The sequence below is a fragment of the Paenibacillus sp. Y412MC10 genome, assembly GCF_000024685.1.
Taxonomy (GTDB): Bacteria; Bacillota; Bacilli; order Paenibacillales; family Paenibacillaceae; genus Paenibacillus_AQ; species Paenibacillus_AQ lautus_A.
On record NC_013406.1, the window covers coordinates 60,034 to 80,000 of the forward strand.

Genomic DNA, 19,967 nt, shown 5'->3' on the forward strand with positions numbered 1-19,967 from the left:
GGCCCGTTTCACGCTTTCATAGTATAAACGTAGGAGGTCCACTTAAGTTGCAGAATGACATTCAGGAAATACTCATCAGTGAAGAAGAGATTCGCGCAAAAATTAAGGAACTCGGTTCCAAGCTCAGCGCCGAATATGAGGGACGCAATCCGCTCGTTATTTGCGTTCTTAAAGGTGCGTTTATTTTTATGGCCGACTTGGTTAAATCCATATCAGTACCTCTAGAGTTGGATTTCATGGCTGTATCCAGCTATGGAGCATCAACCAAATCCTCTGGCGTGGTCAAGATCATTAAAGATCTGGACGCTTCCGTTGAAGGAAGGGATGTTCTGATTGTGGAGGATATTATCGACAGCGGTCTTACGCTCAGCCATTTGATTGAGCTTCTTAAAAGCCGCAAGGCAAACTCGGTGCGTGTTGTCACCCTGTTCGACAAGCCGGCACGCCGTACGGTGGATTTGCAGGCTGATTATACCGGATTCGTGCTGCCGGATGCTTTTGTTGTCGGATACGGGCTCGATTACGCCGAGCATTACCGGAACCTCCCCTACATCGGGATTCTGAAACCGGAAATCTACAGCAGTTAAACCGCGCCAATGGGCTGCTGCCACAGATCGGGGGCCTTTGTTGAGATGGCCAGACAGGCTGTGGTAAAATATCTTATGTGTCTTGAGAGGAGGTAGGGGATGAGTCGGTTCATCCGGAATTCTGGTTTTTATTTGATTCTATTTTTAGTCGTGGTGGGCATAGTACAATTCGTCACCAATGGCGGCGAGCAAGCCGATGCCCCTAGTTATAATCAACTGCGGCAGGAAGTCAAAGCTAACAACATAGAGGAAATGACGGTACAATTTGACGGTTACGCTTATCTGGTGACCGGTAAGTATAGGGAGATATCCGAAGAGAAAAAATCGGAGAATTTCTCGACCTATATTCCTGCCACGGATGCAGCGATGCAAGAGCTGACTGCAGCCAGTGATAGCAACAATGTCAAACTGTCCGTGGTGCCAATGGAAGGCCAAAGCATTTGGCTGACATTGCTTTCATCCTTTATTCCGCTCATCATTATGTTTGTTCTGTTCTTCTTCCTGTTCAATCAGGCTCAGGGCGGCGGCGGCAAAGTGATGAACTTTGGTAAGAGCAAAGCCCGCTTATATAATGAAGAGAAGAAACGGATTACATTTGAAGATGTAGCCGGAGCAGATGAAGAGAAGCAGGAGCTTGTCGAGGTTGTTGACTTCTTGAAGGATCCGCGCAAATTTAACACGGTTGGCGCTCGCATTCCGAAGGGCGTCCTGCTTGTCGGTCCTCCGGGAACCGGTAAGACGCTCCTTGCACGCGCCGTTGCCGGCGAAGCGGGAGTGCCGTTCTTCAGTATTTCCGGTTCCGACTTCGTAGAGATGTTTGTCGGCGTCGGTGCTTCTCGCGTACGCGACTTGTTCGAAAACGCAAAGAAGAATGCACCATGTATCATCTTCATTGATGAGATTGATGCTGTAGGTCGTCAGCGCGGCGCCGGTCTCGGCGGCGGTCATGACGAGCGCGAGCAGACGCTCAACCAATTGCTGGTTGAGATGGACGGTTTCGGAGCGAACGAAGGCATTATCATCGTCGCTGCGACCAACCGACCGGATATTTTGGACCCGGCGCTTCTTCGCCCGGGACGTTTTGACCGTCAGATTACCGTCGATCGCCCGGATGTGAAGGGCCGTGAAGCCGTACTGAAGGTTCATGCACGCAACAAACCGTTGACGAAGGATGTCAAGCTTGACATCATCGCCAAACGTACAACCGGTTTTACGGGCGCCGATCTGGAGAATCTCCTGAACGAGGCTGCCTTGCTTGCGGCTCGCCGCAACCGTAAAGATATCTCCATGCGAGAAGTGGATGAAGCGATTGACCGCGTTATCGTGGGTACCGAGAAGCGCAGCCGCGTGATCAGTGACCGCGAGAAACGCATCGTAGCTTACCATGAAGCCGGTCATACCATTGTGGGTTACTTCCTTGAGCATGCGGATACGGTGCACAAGGTAACGATTATTCCTCGCGGCCGTGCCGGCGGATATGTCATCATGATGCCGAAGGAAGATCGGATGCTCGTAACGAAGCAGGAATTGCTGGACCGCGTAACCGGTTTGCTTGGCGGCCGTGTCGCCGAGGAGCTGTTCATCGGCGAAATCGGAACCGGAGCCTACAGCGACTTCCAGCAAGCAACGGGCATCATCCGCAGCATGATTGTGGAATACGGTATGAGTGAGAAGCTCGGACCGATGCAGTTCGGTACATCCCAAGGACAAGTGTTCCTGGGACGTGACATCGGACACGAGCAGAACTATAGTGATGCAATCGCTTATGAAATCGATCAGGAAATGCAGCGGTTCATTAACGAATGTTATGAGAAGTGTAGAGAGCTTCTGACCAAGCATTCCAAAGAGGTTCATCTGATTGCCAACACGCTTCTGGAGAAGGAAACACTGGAGCTTGAGCAAATCAAGAACCTCATTGAGACCGGATCGGCTGAAGGCGATGGCAGTGGCGAAGGTGAAGGTTCTTCCGAGAACGGCGAGCCGATTATCGATAACATTGGCGACGTGAAAGTTCGCATTCAAGGGAAAGAAGACGGCGGGCAGCCGACTTCCACGGAAGAGATTCCGAACAACCCGATGGATTCGAATGATCCAGCACCGGAAACCAAAGATTCCGAACGCAAGGATCCTCCAGGCGGATCGGACAACGGTAACAGCAGTTTAACGTAATATTCGCTGATAAAACATCGAATACCGAATAAAAAAGAAGAACCGGAGAACGATAATTCGTTTTCCGGTTCTTTTTGTGCTTTCTATCACATTGACAGGGGACAGAACGAACGTGTACATTAGTTGTTAAATAAGGATGCGCTTCCTTTCACAAAGGTGGGAACCATCCTGAAAGTCACATGGTCATCAGCGGCGAACAGCCGGACAACATAAAGGGAGAGGGTCGATCATGGAAGCTTTGGCACTGGAGCGCAAGGCAGAACAGAACCGTGAACTGCGTGAGCGGTTAATGCAGTTGAAGAAGGAACGTAATGCAATTATTTTGGCTCATTATTATCAACGGGACGAAATTCAGGAGGTTGCTGATTTCCGTGGGGATTCCTTCTTGCTCGCGCAGAAGGCGGCACAAACCGACGCCGAGGTCATCGTATTCTGCGGCGTGCATTTTATGGGCGAGAGCGCCAAAATCCTGGCACCAAACAAAACGGTTCTGATTCCGGATGAACGGGCTGGCTGTCCTATGGCCGACATGGTGAACGTGGACGGACTGCGGAAATTGAAAGCGCAGCATCCGAATGCGAAGGTGGTTACGTACATCAATTCATCCGCTGAAATCAAGGCCGAAACGGATATCTGCTGCACTTCCTCCAACGCGGTGAAAGTGATTCAGTCGGTGGATTCGGACGAAATTATATGGGTTCCCGATAAGAACCTGGGGCACTATGTTCAGCAGCACACCGACAAGAAACTCATTATTTGGGAAGGATACTGCAACACGCATGACATGCTGACCGTTAAGGATGTCGTCGAGATGAAGGCCAAATATCCTCAAGCTGAATTTGTGGTGCATCCGGAATGCCGTCCGGAGGTTGTTGCCATGGGGGACTTTGTGGGAAGCACAACCGCCATCCTGGAATATTGCAAACAGTCATCGGCCAAGGAGTTTATCGTGGGCACTGAGGACGGTACCGGTTATCAGCTTCGACTGGATAGCCCGGATAAATCGTTCCACTTCGCGACGAAATTCCTGGTATGTCCGAATATGAAAGTGAATAATCTCAAAAAGCTGGTGAAAGCACTGGAAACGATGAAGCCGCAGATCTATGTGCCGCCGGTCGTTGCAGAGAAAGCCAGAACTTCATTAGAGCGCATGTTACAGGTTAAGTAGCATGCGCTACTCTTTCGTGAAAAGACAGGTGAAGCAACGTGATACCGCAGTATTTGGTTGATTTTGAGCTGAACGATCTCCCGGTTGTAGAGACGGATGTCATCGTGATCGGTTCAGGCATTGCGGGTTTATATACGGCGATCATGGCAAGTGCGACTCAGAATGTGCTTTTGATTACGAAAAAATCGCTCCTCGAGAGCAACACCCGTTATGCTCAAGGCGGGATCGCGGCCGTAACGGCGGAGGATGACTCGCCAGCATATCACCGTCAGGATACCCTCCTTGCAGGGGCCGGTTTATGTTCATCTGCCGCGGTGGATGTGCTTGTAAACGAGGGTCCCGTCGGGGTTCAAGAGCTGATTCGCCTCGGCACGACGTTTGATGTGGAGAACGGCGAGCTTGCTTTGACCAAAGAAGGTGCGCACAGCCACCGACGGATCCTTCATGCCAACGGGGATGCTACCGGTTATGAAATTGTGCGCGCTCTTTCCATTCAGGTCGAAATGCTTCACAATATAGAGGTATGGGACGATCATTTTGTCATTGACCTGATTACCGAGCAGGGAGAGTGTCACGGCGCATTGGTACAGATGCCGGATGGCAAGCGGGTATTCGTGCGCGGCCGTGCGACGATTATGTGTTCCGGCGGGGCCGGTCAGTTGTACCGGTACACGACCAATCCGGAGGTTGCGACCGCGGATGGCATCGCCATGGCTTATCGGGCAGGCGCGGAAATTCGGGATATGGAGTTTATCCAGTTTCATCCGACGGCGCTAAGCTATCCGGGTGCTCCCCGTTTCCTGATATCAGAGGCGGTTCGCGGAGAAGGCGCCGTGCTTCGTAATATAAGAGGGGAACGGTTCATGCCGAAATACCATGAGTTACAGGAGCTGGCACCCCGGGATATCGTGGCACGGGCCATTGTCAGTGAAATGGAAGCGACGGGATCGACCTTCGTATACCTGGATATTACCCATGAGTCGCCGGAAATGGTCAAACATCGATTCCCAACGATTTATGAAACATGCATGCAGTACGGGCTGGATTTATCGTCCGATTGGATTCCGGTCTCCCCGGCTGCGCATTATATGATGGGGGGCATCAAGACCAACCTGCACGGCGAGAGCAGCGTGAAGCGATTATTTGCTTGCGGAGAAGTCTCGTCTACCGGTGTTCACGGAGCGAACCGGTTAGCCAGCAATTCGCTTTCGGAGGCGGTCGTGTACGGCAGTCGGATTGTCGAGCGCATTAAGAGCCTCCCGGAACCCTCTGGGGATCCTCTTGGGGTATCATTCCATCTGGGCCGCAAGGACGCTCCGTCGCAAGCGATGGTGGAAAAACGCTTGAAGCTTCAGAAGGTCATGGTGCGTTATGCAGGACTTCGGAGAAATCGGGATACTCTAATAAGAGCAGCGGAAGAGCTTGGCCGTCAGCTGCCCTTGTTCCAATCGATGCTCTCCAAGCGTGAAGAATACGAATTTGCGAATATGCTGACTGCATCCCTGCTGGTGGTTCAAGGCGCGTTGGGTCGGGAAGAAAGCCGGGGAGCTCACTACCGTGAGGATTATCCGGAGCGAAATGACAGCGAATGGCGCAAGCATATTGTGTTTATACGGGACCAAGAAATGACGGAGGAATTGAGCGATGATGTTTAACGGATATAACGATGGCCTTCTCCAGAGCATACGGACTTGGCTTCAGGAGGATATTGGGTCGGGGGATATTACGACCCTCACCACGATCGAGCCGGGTCACGAATCCAAAGGGGTTATCCATGCCAAAGAGGCAGGCATCGTGGCAGGCATGCCAGTGGCAGAGCTGGTATTCGAAACGGTAGATCCAACGCTTATGTTTACGGCATTGGTCCGTGACGGAGACGTGGTGGAAAAAGGGACGGTTCTCGCTGAGGTGGAAGGAAGCACCCATCGTATTTTGACAGGCGAGCGGCTCGCGTTAAATTTGCTTCAGCGTCTATCGGGCATTGCAACCAAAACACGTTCTTTTGTTGATGTGCTTGAGGGATTGCCGACAAGGCTGGTGGATACCCGCAAAACGACGCCAGGCCACCGGATGCTTGAGAAATATGCCGTGCGGGTCGGCGGCGGCGCGAATCATCGCTTCGGCCTGTACGATGCCGTCATGATCAAGGATAATCACATCAAGGGTGCGGGCGGCATCGCCCAGGCGGTCAGCCGGGCCAGAGCCCATATTCCGCACACCATGACGATCGAAGTTGAAACCGAGAGCCTGGCACAAGTGGAAGAAGCCTTGGCTGCAGGCGCGGATATTATCATGCTGGACAACATGAGTCATGACATGATGACGGAGGCCGTGCGGAGAATCAAGGCCAAGTCGCCCCACGTTCGCGTCGAAGCGTCGGGGAACGTGACGCTGGAGACCGTGCGCGGGATTGCGGAGACCGGGGTCGATGTCATTTCGGTTGGACGGCTGACGTATTCATTCCATAGTCTCGATATTAGTTTGGATCTGAATGCAAAGAAAGGAGGAGCAGAGGGTTGATTCTCGTTGTGGACGTAGGGAATACCAATATTGTGCTGGGTGTGTACCAGGGAAAGAAACTGCTGCATGATTTTCGGATCAGTACATCGCGTCAGTCTACCGTGGACGAATACGGTGTATTGATCCACAATTTGTTTCAAATGTCCAATATATTGGTAAGCCAAATAGAAGGCGTTATTGTCTCTTCCGTAGTTCCTCCGCTTGTGCGCGTGGTCGAGGAAATGTGCAATAAATATATTGGCAAGGCGCCCCTTATCGTTGGGCCGGGAATCAAAACCGGACTCAATCTGCGGTATGAGAATCCGCGCGAGGTGGGGGCTGACCGGATCGTGAATGCAGTAGCAGCCGTCGAGCAGTACGGGGGGCCGCTGATCGTAGTGGATTTCGGTACGGCGACGACGTTTGATTGCATTGATGAAGCAGGCAACTATCTGGGTGGCGTAATTGTGCCGGGCATTGGCATTGCCACGGAAGCCCTTGTACAGCGTGCTTCCAAGCTTCCTCGCGTAGAGCTCGAAAAGCCGAAAAAGGTGATTGGGCGCAACACCGTTCATGCCATGCAGGCCGGCATCGTATTCGGTTATGCAGGACAGGTCGATGGCCTGGTTAAACGCATAAAAGCCGAGATGGGAACGGACAATGTTAAGGTTATCGCCACGGGGGGAATGGCTGAGCTGATTGCCGGCGAAACGGAATCCATCGAAGAGATTTCTCCCCTCTTGACGCTGGAAGGCTTGCGTATTATTTACGAGCGTAACTAGAACCGATATAAAACCGTTAGATATTACAAACAACCAGAAAGACAAGGAGGCCTCAAGATGGGTAATCAAAAAGACCGTATGCTGCGGGGAACGGCGTTAAACGGGAAAGTGCGGGCATTTGCCGTTCGGACAACCGATCTGGTGGAAGAGCTTCGCCGAAGACACGATACGTTCCCTGTCGTCACAGCCGCTTTGGGCCGCACCGTGTCAGCAGCAGCGATGATGGGAGCTATGCTGAAGGGAGATGAGCGTCTAAGCATTCAGGTTCGCGGCGATGGACCGATCGGTCTGATTGCGGCGGAGAGCAATGCCAAGGGCGAGGTACGCGGTTATGTCAAAAATCCGCATGTGGAGCTGACGAATATACGTCCGGGCAAGATGGACGTAGCCGCTGCGGTAGGGACCACCGGTCAGATTGATGTGGTCAAGGATTTCGGATTGAAGGAGCCTTACCGTGGCAGCGTGCCGATTATCTCGGGCGAGCTGGCCGAAGATTTCACGTATTATTTTGCCGTATCCGAACAGACCAACTCGGCGGTAAGCTTGGGCGTGCTGGTTTCGCCGGATTATTCCGTGGCCAATGCCGGCGGCTTCATCATTCAGCTTCTCCCCGGCGTTAGCGATGAAGAGATTACGGAGATCGAGCTTGCGTTAAGCAAGATTCCTCCGATCACCGAGATGCTGGAGGAAGGGCTGGATCTCGAGGATATCCTGAAACGCGTCCTTCCGGATGTGACGATTCTGGAGGAAACGGAAGTCTACTTCAGCTGCGACTGCTCGCATGAGCGGGTGGAGCGCGCACTGATCAGCTTGGGACGGGAAGAGCTTGAGCAGATGATCGAAGAGGACGGCAAAGCAGAGGTTTCCTGCCATTTTTGCAATGAACGATATACGTTTGACCGAGAACAGCTTAAATCCGTGCTAGAGCGGGCTAATTCTTAATGTTGGGATGAGCGACCGTGATGACGAGACAAGAGAAGGGATTGTGGGCGACCGTCATTGTCTTGACAGCATGCGTATTGGGTATGGGGGGCTGGATGCTGTTTTCCGGAGGCTTTTCGCAGGAGGCTTCACCGCCGTGGAAAACAGGCTCCCAGCCCGTTGCATCCATCCAGGACAGGGCGATTACCGAAGACGAGTGGGTTGACGAGCTGAAGAAGCGATATGGGCGCGAAATGCTGATGACCATGCTGAATCGGCACGCCGTGGCGCTGGAAGCGAAAGCGAAGGGCATTGATGTGACGACCGCGGAAGTCGAAACGGAAATCGAAGTCATGAGCCGAAGCTATGGCTCTAAGGAACGGTTCTTATCGGAAATGGAAGATCAGCTTGGCATTACGGAGAGTGAGTTAAAGACGGAGACGACTTATCGGCTCCTGCTTGAGAAAATTGCGACTTCCGATGTTCACATCGAGGAGCAGCAAATCGATTCGTATCTGGAACAGTACCCTGATCAATTTCGGCCCAAGAAACAGCTGAATTTATCCATGATTGAAGTCGCTTCGGAAGATGAGGCGGAACGCGTCATGGATCGGCTGGAAAATGGGGAGGATTTTGCAGATCTCGCAGCTCAGGTATCCCTTGACGAGTACACTCGGGAAGACGGCGGACAGATCGGCTTGGTAGAAGAGGATGACCCCTTTTTGCCGCCAGAGCTGCTTGAAGCAGCTTTATCGCTCGAGCCCGGAGATATTGCGGGACCTATATCGCTCACGGACACATATGCCATAGTATATGTGAGGGATATTATTGAGCCTCAAGCTCCTAGCGAGGAAAGTATCCGGAAGGCGGTTCGCAAGCAGCTGGCCCTGGAGCAGTCGGTGTCCTTAACGGAATTGGAGCGACAGCTTCGCGAGAAATACGAGGCACGGATCAGTGCGGGTACGGTTACGCTGTAAATAGAGCAACAACATGAGGAAAGCTCGCTGTGGCGGAGAAAGATCTGGCCGCAGGAGCTTTTTTCGCTGTAGTTAATGCCTAAGGATGACTGCGGAAAATCGGCGGTTATCCGGCATGAAGTCCTCCGGAGGATTTCGCGTTCGGCTCGTTCGTGAGTCGCAGGAAAATTCACCTAGAAATGTTGATTTTCGAGCAGCGGGATATTGACAATGGCCTGTAACGTTGATAAGATGAAGGTACAAAAACCTACCTTTTTACTCGGATATTGGAGAGCCATTGAACAACTGGAATTTTATTAATCTGCAGGCTCCCATTTTTTTAACATCGAGAACCTACAAATTCATGATTCGACATTCGAATGAATAACACCATTATGTATTCACTATTTTTATCCAGATCCATATTTAGAGGAGGTCTTCTTTCATGGCAAAAGTCGTAAATAATGTGACAGAATTAATCGGTGAAACTCCGCTCGTCCGTTTGAACCGGATCGTACCTGAGGATAGCGCAGAGATCTATCTGAAGCTGGAATACCAGAACCCGGGCGCCAGCGTTAAAGACCGGATCGCGATCAGCATCGTGGAAGAGGCAGAGAAGGATGGACGTTTGAAGCCGGGCGATACGATCATTGAAGCGACCAGCGGTAATACCGGCATCGGCTTAGCTATGGTGGCAGCGGCTAAAGGCTATAAAGCGGTTATCGTCATGCCTGAAACCATGAGCTTGGAGCGCCGAAACCTGCTGCGTGCTTACGGGGCGGAACTGGTCCTGACACCGGGATCGGAAGGAATGAACGGTGCCGTTAAGAAGGCCGAAGAAATCCTGAAGGAAAATGCCGGATTCTTCATGGCCGAGCAGTTCAAGAACCAAGCGAACGTGAAGATCCACCGTGAAACGACTGGTCCGGAAATCGTTGAAGCGATCCAATCGATCGGCGGTTCCCTGGATGCGTTCGTGGCTGGCATCGGAACAGGCGGTACGATTACAGGCGCTGGGGAAGTGCTGAAAGAGCAATACCCTGACATCAAGATTATTGCGGTGGAGCCTGCTGCATCGCCAATCCTTGCCGGTGGCAAGCCAGGCCCTCACAAAATCCAGGGCATTGGCGCAAACTTCATCCCGGAAATTTTGAACCAAGAAGTCTACGATGAAATCGTTCATGTAGAGAATGACGATGCCTTTGAAACTTCCCGCCGCGTGGCGAAGGAAGAAGGGGTTCTTGGCGGTATTTCCTCCGGTGCGGCTGTATATGCTGCCTTGAAGGTCGCCAAAGAGCTTGGTAAAGGCAAGCGGGTTGTCGCTGTCATTCCAAGTAACGGAGAGCGTTACCTGAGCACGCCGCTCTATAACTTCGAATAAAATGATCTGGAATAGGCTGTGCATTTTCATCTCACCCAAGTGAGGTAATGTGCTGCGAGAAGGGAGCCCTCAATGTGTTTTTTATAGCATTGGGGGCTTTTTGCGTATACTACTCCCTAAGATAACGCTTTAATGGATTCAAGGGCTGACCGCTTCAAAAATTATTGTTGGACAAGCCTCTATTTAGGGTTTTCAAGAGAAGCGGGATACAGTATACTGACAGGCAACAGTAAGGCTTTTGCAGACTAAGGGAGGATCGGCATGGAGAGAAGAGTGGAGCTGGCCCAGTGGCAGTCATGGGCTAAAGAGGGCTGGTCCGTCGTTCCCTATCTGGTTCAATATAAAGGAGCAACACAAGGATTACCCTTGTCATGGAGACATGCTTGGAAAGAAGCATCGCCTTATGCCTTTGTGCTGGAGAGCGGTAAAGGTGGACGCTACACGTATCTTGGGTTACGACCGGTGTCCATTTTGCAGGGAAAAGGAAGCCAGGGCGAAGTTGTCGAAATGTCAGGCGGATTGCGAACGCAGGTAACGGGAGAGCCGCTGCGTCTGTTGGAGCAGTGGATGAAAGCGTGGAAATCACCCCGAGTGCCGGGATGGCCGGACTTTCGGGGAGGCTGTGCAGGCTTTCTGAGCTACGATGTCATCCGCTCGATCGAGCAGCTGCCCGTGATGGCTAAGGATGAGCCTGGCTTTCCGGATTATTTGTGGATGCGCATGGAAGAAGTCTGGATTTACGATCATACGGATGAGAGCCTATACTGCTCGGTGCATGTTCCTCTGCCTTGGGCTTTCGGGAGCGGGGAAGATTCGAAGGAAGCGACGGCGCTTGAGGATTCAGCGGATGTTTCTGAAGGTTCGGAGCTCTCACTGGGGCAGGAAGAGATTTTGGAGGAATTATATGAGAAGGCCGGCTTAAGAGCCGAATCGATGCTCTCCCAATGGAATCAAATGTACGGAACGGGGTCAGAGAACGATTCGAAATCCGAAGATGAACGGGTGCGGCAGGAACGATGGAAGAAAGCGCAGGAGCTGTCAGGGCCGAATGTGGAGGTCTGGGATCGGCTGGAGATTGATTTTTCGCAGGAAGCGTTCGAGCAGGCGGTTCTCTCGATCCAAGAATATATTCGGCAGGGCGATGTTTTTCAGGTCAACTTGTCTCTTCGCCGGCATCTGCAGCTCCATGCGGAACCTTCCGATATTTACGAGTGGCTGCGCATTCTGAACCCTTCACCTTATATGGGATATTTATCCTCGCCAGGCTTCAGTTTGGCCAGCGGCTCGCCGGAATTGCTGGTGAAGCTGGATGGCGATATCGTGTCTGCCCGGCCGATCGCGGGTACCCGCCGCCGGGGGAGAAATCCGGAAGAGGACGCGGCTATGGAAGCGGAGCTGCTTGGCAGCGAGAAGGAACGGGCCGAGCATATTATGCTGGTCGACCTGGAGCGGAATGACATTGGCCGCATTGCTGCATACGGGACGGTGCATGTTCCGGAGCTGATGACCGTGGAGAGGTACTCGCACGTCATGCATTTGGTGTCCCAAGTGGAAGGGCGGATTGCTGAGGGCAACAATGCATATGATGTCATTGCGGCAGCGTTCCCTGGCGGCACCATTACCGGCGCACCCAAAATCAGGACCATGGAAATCATCGAAGAGCTGGAGCCCGTGACGCGGGGGCCTTATACCGGCTCGATGGGCTGGATCGATTATAACGGCGATATGGAGCTTAACATTATTATCCGGACCCTCGCCGTGAAGGATGGGGTCGGTTACATTCAGACAGGTGCTGGGATCGTCATTGATTCCGATCCATATCGGGAATACCGGGAGTGCCATAACAAGGCCAAAGCTTTGATAGCGGCGCTGATGTGCAGTGAAGAAGAAGCCGCAGAGGCGGCTGCCTATATAGGGGGGAAATAACATGATACTTGTCATCGACAATTATGATTCGTTTACGTATAACCTGGTTCAATATTTGGGGGAGCTCGGCGAGGAAGTCAAGGTTTATCGGAATGATGAGATCGACATCGCCGGCATCGAAGCGTTGGCGCCGGACCATATCCTGATATCGCCGGGACCGTGCACGCCGAATGAAGCGGGCATTAGTCTGGACGTGATTTCGCATTTCAAAGGGATCATTCCCATCTTCGGCGTCTGCCTCGGCCATCAGGCGATCGGGCAAGCCTTTGGCGGCAACGTCATCCGTGCGGAGCGCCTCATGCATGGAAAAACATCCGCCATCCAACACACAGGAGAATCGGTCTTCGAAGGTTTGCCGGTTCCGTTCACCGCAACGCGATATCACTCGCTGATCGTTGAGAAGGAGACCCTCCCCGAGGAGCTGGAGATTACCGCCTGGACGGAAGAGGGCGAAATCATGGGGCTTCGGCACAAGCATTATCCCGTGGAAGGCGTGCAGTTTCATCCGGAATCCATCATTACCGACCATGGCCATCAGATGCTGCGCAACTTCCTGAAGCGCACGGCTGGCGCCAAGGCATGAAATATATAGGCATGAACGGCGGCATCGTTGAAGCTGCCGACGCGGTCATACCTGTGATGGATCATGGGCTTTTGTACGGAATGGGTCTATTCGAGACCTTCCGCACGTATCAAGGGAAGCCCTTTTTGCTAGAGCGGCATTTGAACCGGCTGGCGGACTGCTGCCGGGAGCTTGGGATCGCCCACAAGGCGGATGCCGAGAGGATCAGCGGCTGGATTGCGGAGCTGATGGAGGCGAACGGCCTTCAGGATGCCTATATACGGTACACCGTAACCGCAGGAGAAGGATTACTCGGTTTGCCTGCCGGAGATTATGCGAAGCCGGCCGAGATATTATTCGCCAAGGAGCTGCCGGCCGCCAACGCTGCGCTCTACGAGACAGGCAGAGCCATGAGGCTGCTGTCCCTACCGCGGAACACGCCGGAATCATCGGTCCGGATGAAATCCCTGCATTATATGAACAATATACTCGCAAAGCGGGAATTGGCAAGATATCCGGAACCATCGGGTGGTCCGCCAGAGGGGCTGATGTTAACTTCGGCGGGAGACGTGGCCGAAGGCATCGTCAGCAACGTCTTTTTCGTCAAGAAGGGGCGTTTATATACGCCGGAGGTGGGTACCGGCATTTTGCCGGGGATTACCCGGGCAGTGGTGCTGGAATTGGCTGCCGATCTTGGCATCGAGGCCGAAGAAGGCCGTTATGGTTGGGATGTATTTACCGGAGCGGATGAAATATTTACGACAGGCTCTGTTCAGGAGATTGTTCCGGTTACGACGCTGTTTGGAGTAGAAAGCGAGGCTCTGACCATCGGACAAGGAGTGGCCGGCCCGATAACCCGTACATTGCTGTATGTGTATAGAAGGAAAGCAGGGCTTGATATATGAAAACAACCATCTATGAACGTGAATATCGTTTGGGCAAGGACGCTGAGTTAAAGCTCGGTCAATCGACGCTTATTATGGGCATATTGAATGTGACGCCGGATTCGTTCTCGGACGGAGGCCGTTATAACGACACGGAGCGAGCGGTGGAGCATGCGCTTCAGCTGATTGAGGAGGGAGCCGACATCATCGATATCGGCGGGGAATCGACGCGGCCGGGACACGAGCCGGTTGGAGCTTCAGAGGAGCTTGCCCGCGTAATCCCGGTTATTGAAGCTATTCACCGGCACGCGCCGCAAATTCCGTTGTCGATTGACACCTATAAAGCGGAAGTGGCGCGCCAGGCAATTGGAGCGGGGGCTCATATCATTAATGATATCTGGGGCTTTAAAGACGATCCTGATATGCCTAAGACGGCGGCAGAGCTCGGATGCCCGGTCATTCTTATGCATAATCGACGCGAACGAAATTACACGAATCTGATAGAAGACGTAAAACGCGATTTGCTGGAAAGCGTCGAAATTGCGCGCACTGCCGGTGTGCAGGATCACCAAATATTGCTTGATCCGGGCATCGGGTTTGCAAAGGACTATGACGAGAACATGAAAGTGATGGCATCACTCGATCAGCTTGTGGGATTGGGGTTTCCGGTACTGCTGGCTACCTCCCGCAAAAGGTTTATCCAAACCGCGCTTGGCGCTCCGGCACAAGACGTGCTGGAAGGAACGGCAGCCACCGTCGCATACGGGATTGCGCAAGGCTGTCAGATCGTTCGGGTGCACGACGTGAAGCATATGAAACGGACAGCCAAGATGTGCGATGCCATGACTTACGCTTCAACGGAGCTTCAACGCAACTAATGTTTTGGGATCAAGGATGGAAGGGCGGAGTACGAGATGGATAAAATGATACTGAGCCGCATGGAATACTACGGTTACCACGGTGTGTTTGAGGAAGAGCGGAAGCTGGGTCAACGATTCTATGTGGATCTGGAGCTGGAGATGGATTTGAGCAAAGCTGCGAAGACGGATGACCTGACGTTAACGGTAAATTATGCCGAGATTCATGATCTCTTGCTGGATATTATGCGGACGGAGTCGTTCCGCCTGATTGAAGCTTTAGCGGAGCATATTGCATCTAAGGTATTGGACACTTATACTATTATCGATGCTTTAACGGTCCGATTGACGAAGCCGCACCCGCCTTTTGACATTCATTTTGAAGGTGTGACCATTGAGCTGCACCGGACCAGGAAGTGAGACGATCATGAATTCACACGCCACCTCTGAGTGTTCAGAGGCTTATATTGCTTTAGGGGCCAATTTGGGAGACCGCGAGGGGAACCTGATGGAGGCTTTGGAACGGTTGGATGAAGTGCCAGGCATTGAGGTAGACCGCGTATCCAACCTGTATGAGACCGAACCGGTCGGTTACGTGGATCAGCCGATGTTCCTTAATATGGCCGCAGCCGTGTCGACATCGCTGAGTCCCCATGAGCTGCTTGCCGTAATGCAGCAAATCGAGAAACAGCTCGGCCGGGTCCGTCATATTCACTGGGGACCGCGGACGGTGGATCTGGATCTGTTATGGATGGAAGGACGCCGTCTGGATACGCCGGACCTCGTTCTGCCGCATCCCCGCATGCAGGAACGGGCTTTCGTTCTCAGGCCGCTGGCCGATATCGTGTCTGAGCTTGAACCTTCTGGTCTGTACCCCGTGGTGAAGACAGCACTTGAGAACCTGGAAGGAAAGGAAGGAATTCAGCTTTGGAAAACAAGCAGCTGGCGCAGCGTATCCGCGCTTTCCGAAAATTGAAGGGTTTGACCCAGCAAGAGCTCGCCGAGCGATCCGGTATTTCTCTCGCTGTTCTTGGCGCAATCGAACGGGGGAACCGCCGTGCCGAGGAGCAGATGCTGGCTCAGATTGCCGACGTGCTGGAGATTACGTTGCAGGAGCTTAAGGAACGGAGCTAGATTATCTATCGTGACGGGATTCAGGTTTATTTTTTAGAGACCCTGCCATTAATATAGGAAGATGCTTCTTGGATGGGATCTACAAGAATGAGTGTATTTTTGCGGACTGGACGATTGCGCGATTCATGGGTATGATGGTTTGGTTTGAAACTTAGGGATTTCACACTCAAGAAGCGAGATCCTTCAACAATAAATATTTGAAAATAAAGGAGGGAAACATGGAATGGATCAATTGAAAATCGGAAACGTTGAAATGAAAAACCAAGTGGTTCTGGCGCCGATGGCTGGCGTGTGCAATCCGGCGTTCCGATTGATCGCCAAGGAATTCGGCACCGGTCTGGTCTGCGCCGAAATGGTCAGCGGCAAGGCGATCGTTCACGGCAACAAGCGCACCCAGGAAATGCTGTTCGTCGACGAGCGGGAGAAGCCGTTGAGCCTGCAAATTTTTGGCGGCGACCGCGTATCCCTGGTGGAAGCGGCCAAAGTCGTCGATCAGCAGACGAATGCCGATATCATCGACATCAACATGGGCTGCCCTGCACCGAAGGTAACGAAGATGGATGCGGGAGCGCGCTGGCTTCTGGATTCGAACAAAATCTATGAGATGGTCGCGGCGGTTGTCGATGCCGTGAACAAACCGGTCACGGTGAAAATGCGCACAGGCTGGGATAGCGATCATATCTATGCTGTCGAAAATGCGCAGGCTGTCGAACGGGCGGGCGGTCAAGCCGTCAGCGTTCACGGACGTACGCGCGACCAGCTCTACACCGGGCACGCAGATTGGGACATCATTCGCCAAGTGAAAGAAGCCGTCTCCATTCCGGTTATCGGCAACGGCGACGTGGTGACGCCGGAAGATGCTCGACGGATGCTGGATACGACGGGATGCGATGGCGTCATGATCGGTCGTGGAGCGCTGGGAAATCCTTGGATGCTGTACCGTACCGTGGAATACCTGAAGACGGGCCAGCTGCTGTCGGATCCGTCTCCCCAGGAGAAAATCCGGATTGCCATCCTGCATATGGACCGGCTGATCGCCCTGCGCGGCGAAGCGGTAGCGGTTAGAGAGATGCGCAAGCATCTTTCCTGGTACTTGAAAGGGCTCAAGGGATCGGCTCGCATTAAAGATATTATTATGGAAGAAACGAAGCGCGATGAATTGGTCAGCCTTCTGAACAACTTTGTGAACAATCTGGAGGACCATGAAGAATCGGCAAAAAGCGTATACCCTCAAGCCGCTGCGGCGATTGGATAATACGAGGTGCAGGCTGTTAACGGTTGCGTATATGCGACATCCGTGACAGCCTTTGCGCGCATTGACTTTTTGAAATGGTTCCCATATAATCTTTCAGTATAAATTCAAGAAATTGAGCAGGCATCAGAGGGAAGTTCTGATCCCCAAGAATTCGCATATAGTATGTTGATACCGTGGTTTAAATTATTTACATGACAGGAGAATCGGTTAATGAGCGATAAAGAAGTCATTCTTACCCAGGACGGTCTGAAGAAACTGGAGGACGAACTTGAGAATCTGAAGTCTGTGAAGCGCCGCGAGGTGGCTGAGCGGATTAAAGTTGCCATCGGTTATGGCGATATTAGTGAAAACTCCGAATATGAAGACGCCAAGAACGAGCAAGCCTTTATCGAAGGCCGGATTATCACGCTGGAGAAAATGCTCCGTAATGCGCGCATCATCAACAACGATGATATCAATACCGATGTAGTCGGCGTGGGCAACACGGTGATCGTGGAGGATTTGGAATTTGGCGACACGATGGAATATACCATTGTAGGTACGGCTGAATCGGATCCGCTTAACAACAAAATCTCGAACGAGAGCCCTGTCGGCAAAGCGATTATCGGCAAGCAAAAAGGATCGGTTGTGGATGTTAACGTTCCTGCGGGCGTTATTCAATATAAAATTGTAGACATTAAGAAGTAAGTCGGAATGTGGTGTAGAAAGCTTCCTTCGGGGGGCTTTTTTAAATAGGTTAGGGCCGGGTTGAGGGCTTAATGGATGGATGGCATGTCTTGAAAAATGGCTGCCCTACCGTTAAGTCCTTGCCGAATGTGTACGGGATTCACTATGGAAGCGAAATGAAGGAGATGAATGACGATGACGGAAGAAATGAACAACCAGGAACAAGAACAGGAGTTAAGTGAGCTTTTGCAAATCCGCCGCAACAAATTGGACGAGCTTCGCAAGCTGGGCATCGATCCGTTTGGCGGAAAATACGAAAGAGAACATCACGCAGGTGATATTCTGAAACAGTACGACGAGCTCTCCAAGGAAGAGTTGGAAGAGAAGCAGGTGGAAGTGAACCTGGCTGGACGAATTATGGCTAAACGCGGCATGGGCAAGGCCTCTTTTGCTCATATTCAGGATTTGAGCGGCCGGATTCAGATTTATGTTCGCCAGGATTCCGTTGCAGAAGCGCAGTATGAAGCATTCAGCATCCTTGATCTGGGTGACATCATCGGGGTAAAAGGGGTCTTGTTCAAGACCAAGACCGGTGAAACTACCGTGAAGGTGAAGGAACTGGAGGTTCTTTCGAAATCGCTGTATCCGCTCCCTGAGAAATTCCATGGTTTGAAGGATGTAGAGCTCCGTTATCGTCAGCGTTACGTCGACCTGATCATCAATCCCGATGTGCAGAAAACCTTTATTACCCGTTCCCGGATTATCCAATCGATGCGCCGTTACCTGGATTCCCAAGGCTATCTTGAGGTGGAGACCCCGACCTTGCATTCCATCGCTGGCGGTGCGGCGGCACGCCCGTTCATCACGCATCATAATGCGCTCGATATGGAACTGTATATGCGGATCGCAATTGAGCTCCATCTGAAGCGCCTGATTGTGGGCGGACTTGAGAAAGTGTACGAAATTGGCCGCGTTTACCGGAATGAAGGGATCTCAACCCGTCATAATCCGGAGTTTACGATGATTGAGCTTTATGAAGCTTATGCGGACTACAAAGATATTATGGCACTGACCGAGAATCTGATTGCCCATATCGCCCAAGAGGTGCTGGGCACGCAAGTCATTTCCTATCAAGGGCATGAAGTGGACCTGACGCCGCAGTGGCGCCGCGTATCCATGGTGGATGCGGTAAAAGAAGTTGTCGGCGTAGACTTCAGCGTGGACATGTCCAACGAGGAAGCGCACCGTCTTGCCAAAGAACACAAAGTTCCGGTTGAGCCGCATATGACATTCGGTCATATTTTGAATGCGTTCTTTGAGCAATTCGTAGAAGAGACGCTGATTCAGCCGACGTTCGTAACCGGTCACCCGGTTGAGATTTCGCCGCTGGCGAAGAAGAACGACGTGGATCCGCGGTTCACGGATCGCTTTGAGCTGTTTATCGTGGCGCGCGAACACGCCAATGCATTCTCGGAGCTCAATGATCCGATTGACCAGCGTCAGCGTTTTGAAGCGCAGATGAAGGAGAAAGAGCAGGGCAATGACGAAGCGCACGAGATGGATGAGGATTTCCTGCGTGCACTGGAATATGGTATGCCGCCAACAGGCGGACTTGGCATCGGGATCGATCGTCTGATCATGCTTCTGACCAATTCCCCGTCCATTCGCGATGTCTTGCTGTTCCCGCACATGCGTAATAAGGAGTAGGTTTTGCTCCTTTCATAGATAGAAAAGAGGCAGTCGGCTATAGCTTTCTATAGTCGACTGCCTCTTTTGTGCATAGAGCGCGCTTTTGTTATGAATGTAAAGCTTGTGCTACATTCATTTGGTACAAACACGTAATGGACTGGGTGTTTAGGTGTCGTCTGCTTGGCGCCTATGATACTTGGCTGGGGAACCAGCACGAACGGAGCTGCTAAAGATGATGGCCTGCAGTGGACCGTCATTCTGGGGACTCATATACAGCTTCAGTTATACCTATTCCCGAGAAGCAGACAGAATTAGATGGACTTAAAGAGTCATATAAGGCAAGCAAACGAGTGTATAATTTTACCTTATTCTTAATTTACGAAAAAGGGTTGCATATAGGCGGATGCCATGGTATATTATATTTCCGGCCAAGAAATACGGCCTGGAACAAATGCTTGGATCAACAAGCTAAAATGAATTTGATAAATAAATTCAAAAAAGCTTGCAATGATCGAGCGGATGTGATAAGAT

General features: G+C 52.0%; 19 protein-coding genes. All 19 read left to right on the forward strand.

The window, feature by feature from the left end:
- Positions 1-47 precede the first annotated feature (47 nt).
- The 19 genes from hpt to lysS all read left to right on the forward strand — a co-directional run bounded on the left by hpt (position 48) and on the right by lysS (position 19,454).
- Complete coding sequence (gene hpt / locus GYMC10_RS00290) at positions 48-587, forward strand: hypoxanthine phosphoribosyltransferase (protein ID WP_012818323.1); 540 nt, start codon at positions 48-50, stop codon at positions 585-587.
- A gap of 99 nt (positions 588-686) precedes the next feature.
- Entirely contained in the window at positions 687-2,756 is a 2,070-nt protein-coding gene (gene ftsH / locus GYMC10_RS00295; RefSeq protein WP_009591914.1) for an ATP-dependent zinc metalloprotease FtsH, read from the forward strand.
- A gap of 229 nt (positions 2,757-2,985) precedes the next feature.
- The gene (nadA, locus tag GYMC10_RS00300) at positions 2,986-3,924 is read left to right on the forward strand and encodes a quinolinate synthase NadA (protein WP_012818324.1); all 939 of its coding nucleotides are present in this window, start codon (positions 2,986-2,988) and stop codon (positions 3,922-3,924) included.
- A gap of 38 nt (positions 3,925-3,962) precedes the next feature.
- A complete protein-coding gene (gene nadB, locus GYMC10_RS00305) occupies positions 3,963-5,579 on the forward strand; it encodes an L-aspartate oxidase (protein WP_012818325.1) in 1,617 nt (538 codons plus the stop codon).
- On the forward strand, positions 5,569-6,444 hold the full coding sequence (nadC, locus tag GYMC10_RS00310; RefSeq protein WP_012818326.1) for a carboxylating nicotinate-nucleotide diphosphorylase: 876 nt from the start codon (positions 5,569-5,571) through the stop codon (positions 6,442-6,444). Before nadB ends, nadC begins: the two co-directional genes overlap by 11 nt.
- A complete protein-coding gene (locus GYMC10_RS00315) occupies positions 6,441-7,205 on the forward strand; it encodes a type III pantothenate kinase (protein WP_009591942.1) in 765 nt (254 codons plus the stop codon). Before nadC ends, GYMC10_RS00315 begins: the two co-directional genes overlap by 4 nt.
- 57 nt (positions 7,206-7,262) lie before the next feature.
- Positions 7,263-8,147: an Hsp33 family molecular chaperone HslO gene (hslO, locus tag GYMC10_RS00320; protein WP_012818327.1), complete on the forward strand. Its 885-nt coding sequence runs from the start codon at positions 7,263-7,265 to the stop codon at positions 8,145-8,147.
- 20 nt (positions 8,148-8,167) lie between these two features.
- Positions 8,168-9,103 (forward strand): peptidyl-prolyl cis-trans isomerase, encoded by a 936-nt coding sequence (locus tag GYMC10_RS00325; protein ID WP_012818328.1) that lies wholly within the window; start codon positions 8,168-8,170, stop codon positions 9,101-9,103.
- A 424-nt stretch (positions 9,104-9,527) separates the two neighbouring features.
- Complete coding sequence (gene cysK, locus GYMC10_RS00330) at positions 9,528-10,463, forward strand: cysteine synthase A (protein WP_012818329.1); 936 nt, start codon at positions 9,528-9,530, stop codon at positions 10,461-10,463.
- Between the two features lie 261 nt (positions 10,464-10,724).
- Positions 10,725-12,389: an anthranilate synthase component I family protein gene (locus GYMC10_RS00335; protein ID WP_012818330.1), complete on the forward strand. Its 1,665-nt coding sequence runs from the start codon at positions 10,725-10,727 to the stop codon at positions 12,387-12,389.
- A 1-nt stretch (position 12,390) separates the two neighbouring features.
- Complete coding sequence (gene pabA, locus GYMC10_RS00340; RefSeq protein ID WP_009591892.1) at positions 12,391-12,972, forward strand: aminodeoxychorismate/anthranilate synthase component II; 582 nt, start codon at positions 12,391-12,393, stop codon at positions 12,970-12,972.
- Positions 12,969-13,856 carry an aminotransferase class IV gene (locus tag GYMC10_RS00345; protein ID WP_012818331.1) on the forward strand — a complete coding sequence of 296 codons (888 nt, stop codon included), beginning with the start codon at positions 12,969-12,971 and terminating at the stop codon, positions 13,854-13,856. The genes pabA and GYMC10_RS00345 overlap by 4 nt, the downstream gene beginning before the upstream one ends.
- Positions 13,853-14,713 (forward strand): dihydropteroate synthase, encoded by an 861-nt coding sequence (gene folP / locus GYMC10_RS00350; RefSeq protein WP_012818332.1) that lies wholly within the window; start codon positions 13,853-13,855, stop codon positions 14,711-14,713. Before GYMC10_RS00345 ends, folP begins: the two co-directional genes overlap by 4 nt.
- 36 nt (positions 14,714-14,749) lie before the next feature.
- The gene (gene folB, locus GYMC10_RS00355) at positions 14,750-15,112 is read left to right on the forward strand and encodes a dihydroneopterin aldolase (RefSeq protein ID WP_006207454.1); all 363 of its coding nucleotides are present in this window, start codon (positions 14,750-14,752) and stop codon (positions 15,110-15,112) included.
- Between the two features lie 7 nt (positions 15,113-15,119).
- Positions 15,120-15,668, forward strand: coding sequence for a 2-amino-4-hydroxy-6-hydroxymethyldihydropteridine diphosphokinase (folK, locus tag GYMC10_RS00360; protein ID WP_012818333.1), 549 nt, complete (start codon positions 15,120-15,122; stop codon positions 15,666-15,668).
- Positions 15,620-15,826 carry a helix-turn-helix domain-containing protein gene (locus GYMC10_RS00365; RefSeq protein ID WP_012818334.1) on the forward strand — a complete coding sequence of 69 codons (207 nt, stop codon included), beginning with the start codon at positions 15,620-15,622 and terminating at the stop codon, positions 15,824-15,826. The genes folK and GYMC10_RS00365 overlap by 49 nt, the downstream gene beginning before the upstream one ends.
- 223 nt (positions 15,827-16,049) lie before the next feature.
- Complete coding sequence (gene dusB, locus GYMC10_RS00370) at positions 16,050-17,081, forward strand: tRNA dihydrouridine synthase DusB (RefSeq protein WP_012818335.1); 1,032 nt, start codon at positions 16,050-16,052, stop codon at positions 17,079-17,081.
- 210 nt (positions 17,082-17,291) lie between these two features.
- Positions 17,292-17,768: a transcription elongation factor GreA gene (gene greA / locus GYMC10_RS00375; RefSeq protein WP_009591919.1), complete on the forward strand. Its 477-nt coding sequence runs from the start codon at positions 17,292-17,294 to the stop codon at positions 17,766-17,768.
- Positions 17,769-17,942: 174 nt separating this feature from the next.
- Entirely contained in the window at positions 17,943-19,454 is a 1,512-nt protein-coding gene (lysS, locus tag GYMC10_RS00380) for a lysine--tRNA ligase (protein ID WP_012818337.1), read from the forward strand.
- Positions 19,455-19,967 lie beyond the last annotated feature (513 nt).

Coding starts and splice junctions, on each gene's coding strand:
- ftsH (WP_009591914.1), top strand. CDS start 687: ATGAGTCGGTTCATCCGGAATTCTGGTTTTTATTTGATTCTATTTTTA.
- nadA (WP_012818324.1), top strand. CDS start 2,986: ATGGAAGCTTTGGCACTGGAGCGCAAGGCAGAACAGAACCGTGAACTG.
- nadC (WP_012818326.1), top strand. CDS start 5,569: ATGATGTTTAACGGATATAACGATGGCCTTCTCCAGAGCATACGGACT.
- hslO (WP_012818327.1), top strand. CDS start 7,263: ATGGGTAATCAAAAAGACCGTATGCTGCGGGGAACGGCGTTAAACGGG.
- GYMC10_RS00325 (WP_012818328.1), top strand. CDS start 8,168: ATGACGAGACAAGAGAAGGGATTGTGGGCGACCGTCATTGTCTTGACA.
- cysK (WP_012818329.1), top strand. CDS start 9,528: ATGGCAAAAGTCGTAAATAATGTGACAGAATTAATCGGTGAAACTCCG.
- GYMC10_RS00335 (WP_012818330.1), top strand. CDS start 10,725: ATGGAGAGAAGAGTGGAGCTGGCCCAGTGGCAGTCATGGGCTAAAGAG.
- pabA (WP_009591892.1), top strand. CDS start 12,391: ATGATACTTGTCATCGACAATTATGATTCGTTTACGTATAACCTGGTT.
- GYMC10_RS00345 (WP_012818331.1), top strand. CDS start 12,969: ATGAAATATATAGGCATGAACGGCGGCATCGTTGAAGCTGCCGACGCG.
- folP (WP_012818332.1), top strand. CDS start 13,853: ATGAAAACAACCATCTATGAACGTGAATATCGTTTGGGCAAGGACGCT.
- folB (WP_006207454.1), top strand. CDS start 14,750: ATGGATAAAATGATACTGAGCCGCATGGAATACTACGGTTACCACGGT.
- folK (WP_012818333.1), top strand. CDS start 15,120: ATGAATTCACACGCCACCTCTGAGTGTTCAGAGGCTTATATTGCTTTA.
- dusB (WP_012818335.1), top strand. CDS start 16,050: ATGGATCAATTGAAAATCGGAAACGTTGAAATGAAAAACCAAGTGGTT.
- greA (WP_009591919.1), top strand. CDS start 17,292: ATGAGCGATAAAGAAGTCATTCTTACCCAGGACGGTCTGAAGAAACTG.
- lysS (WP_012818337.1), top strand. CDS start 17,943: ATGACGGAAGAAATGAACAACCAGGAACAAGAACAGGAGTTAAGTGAG.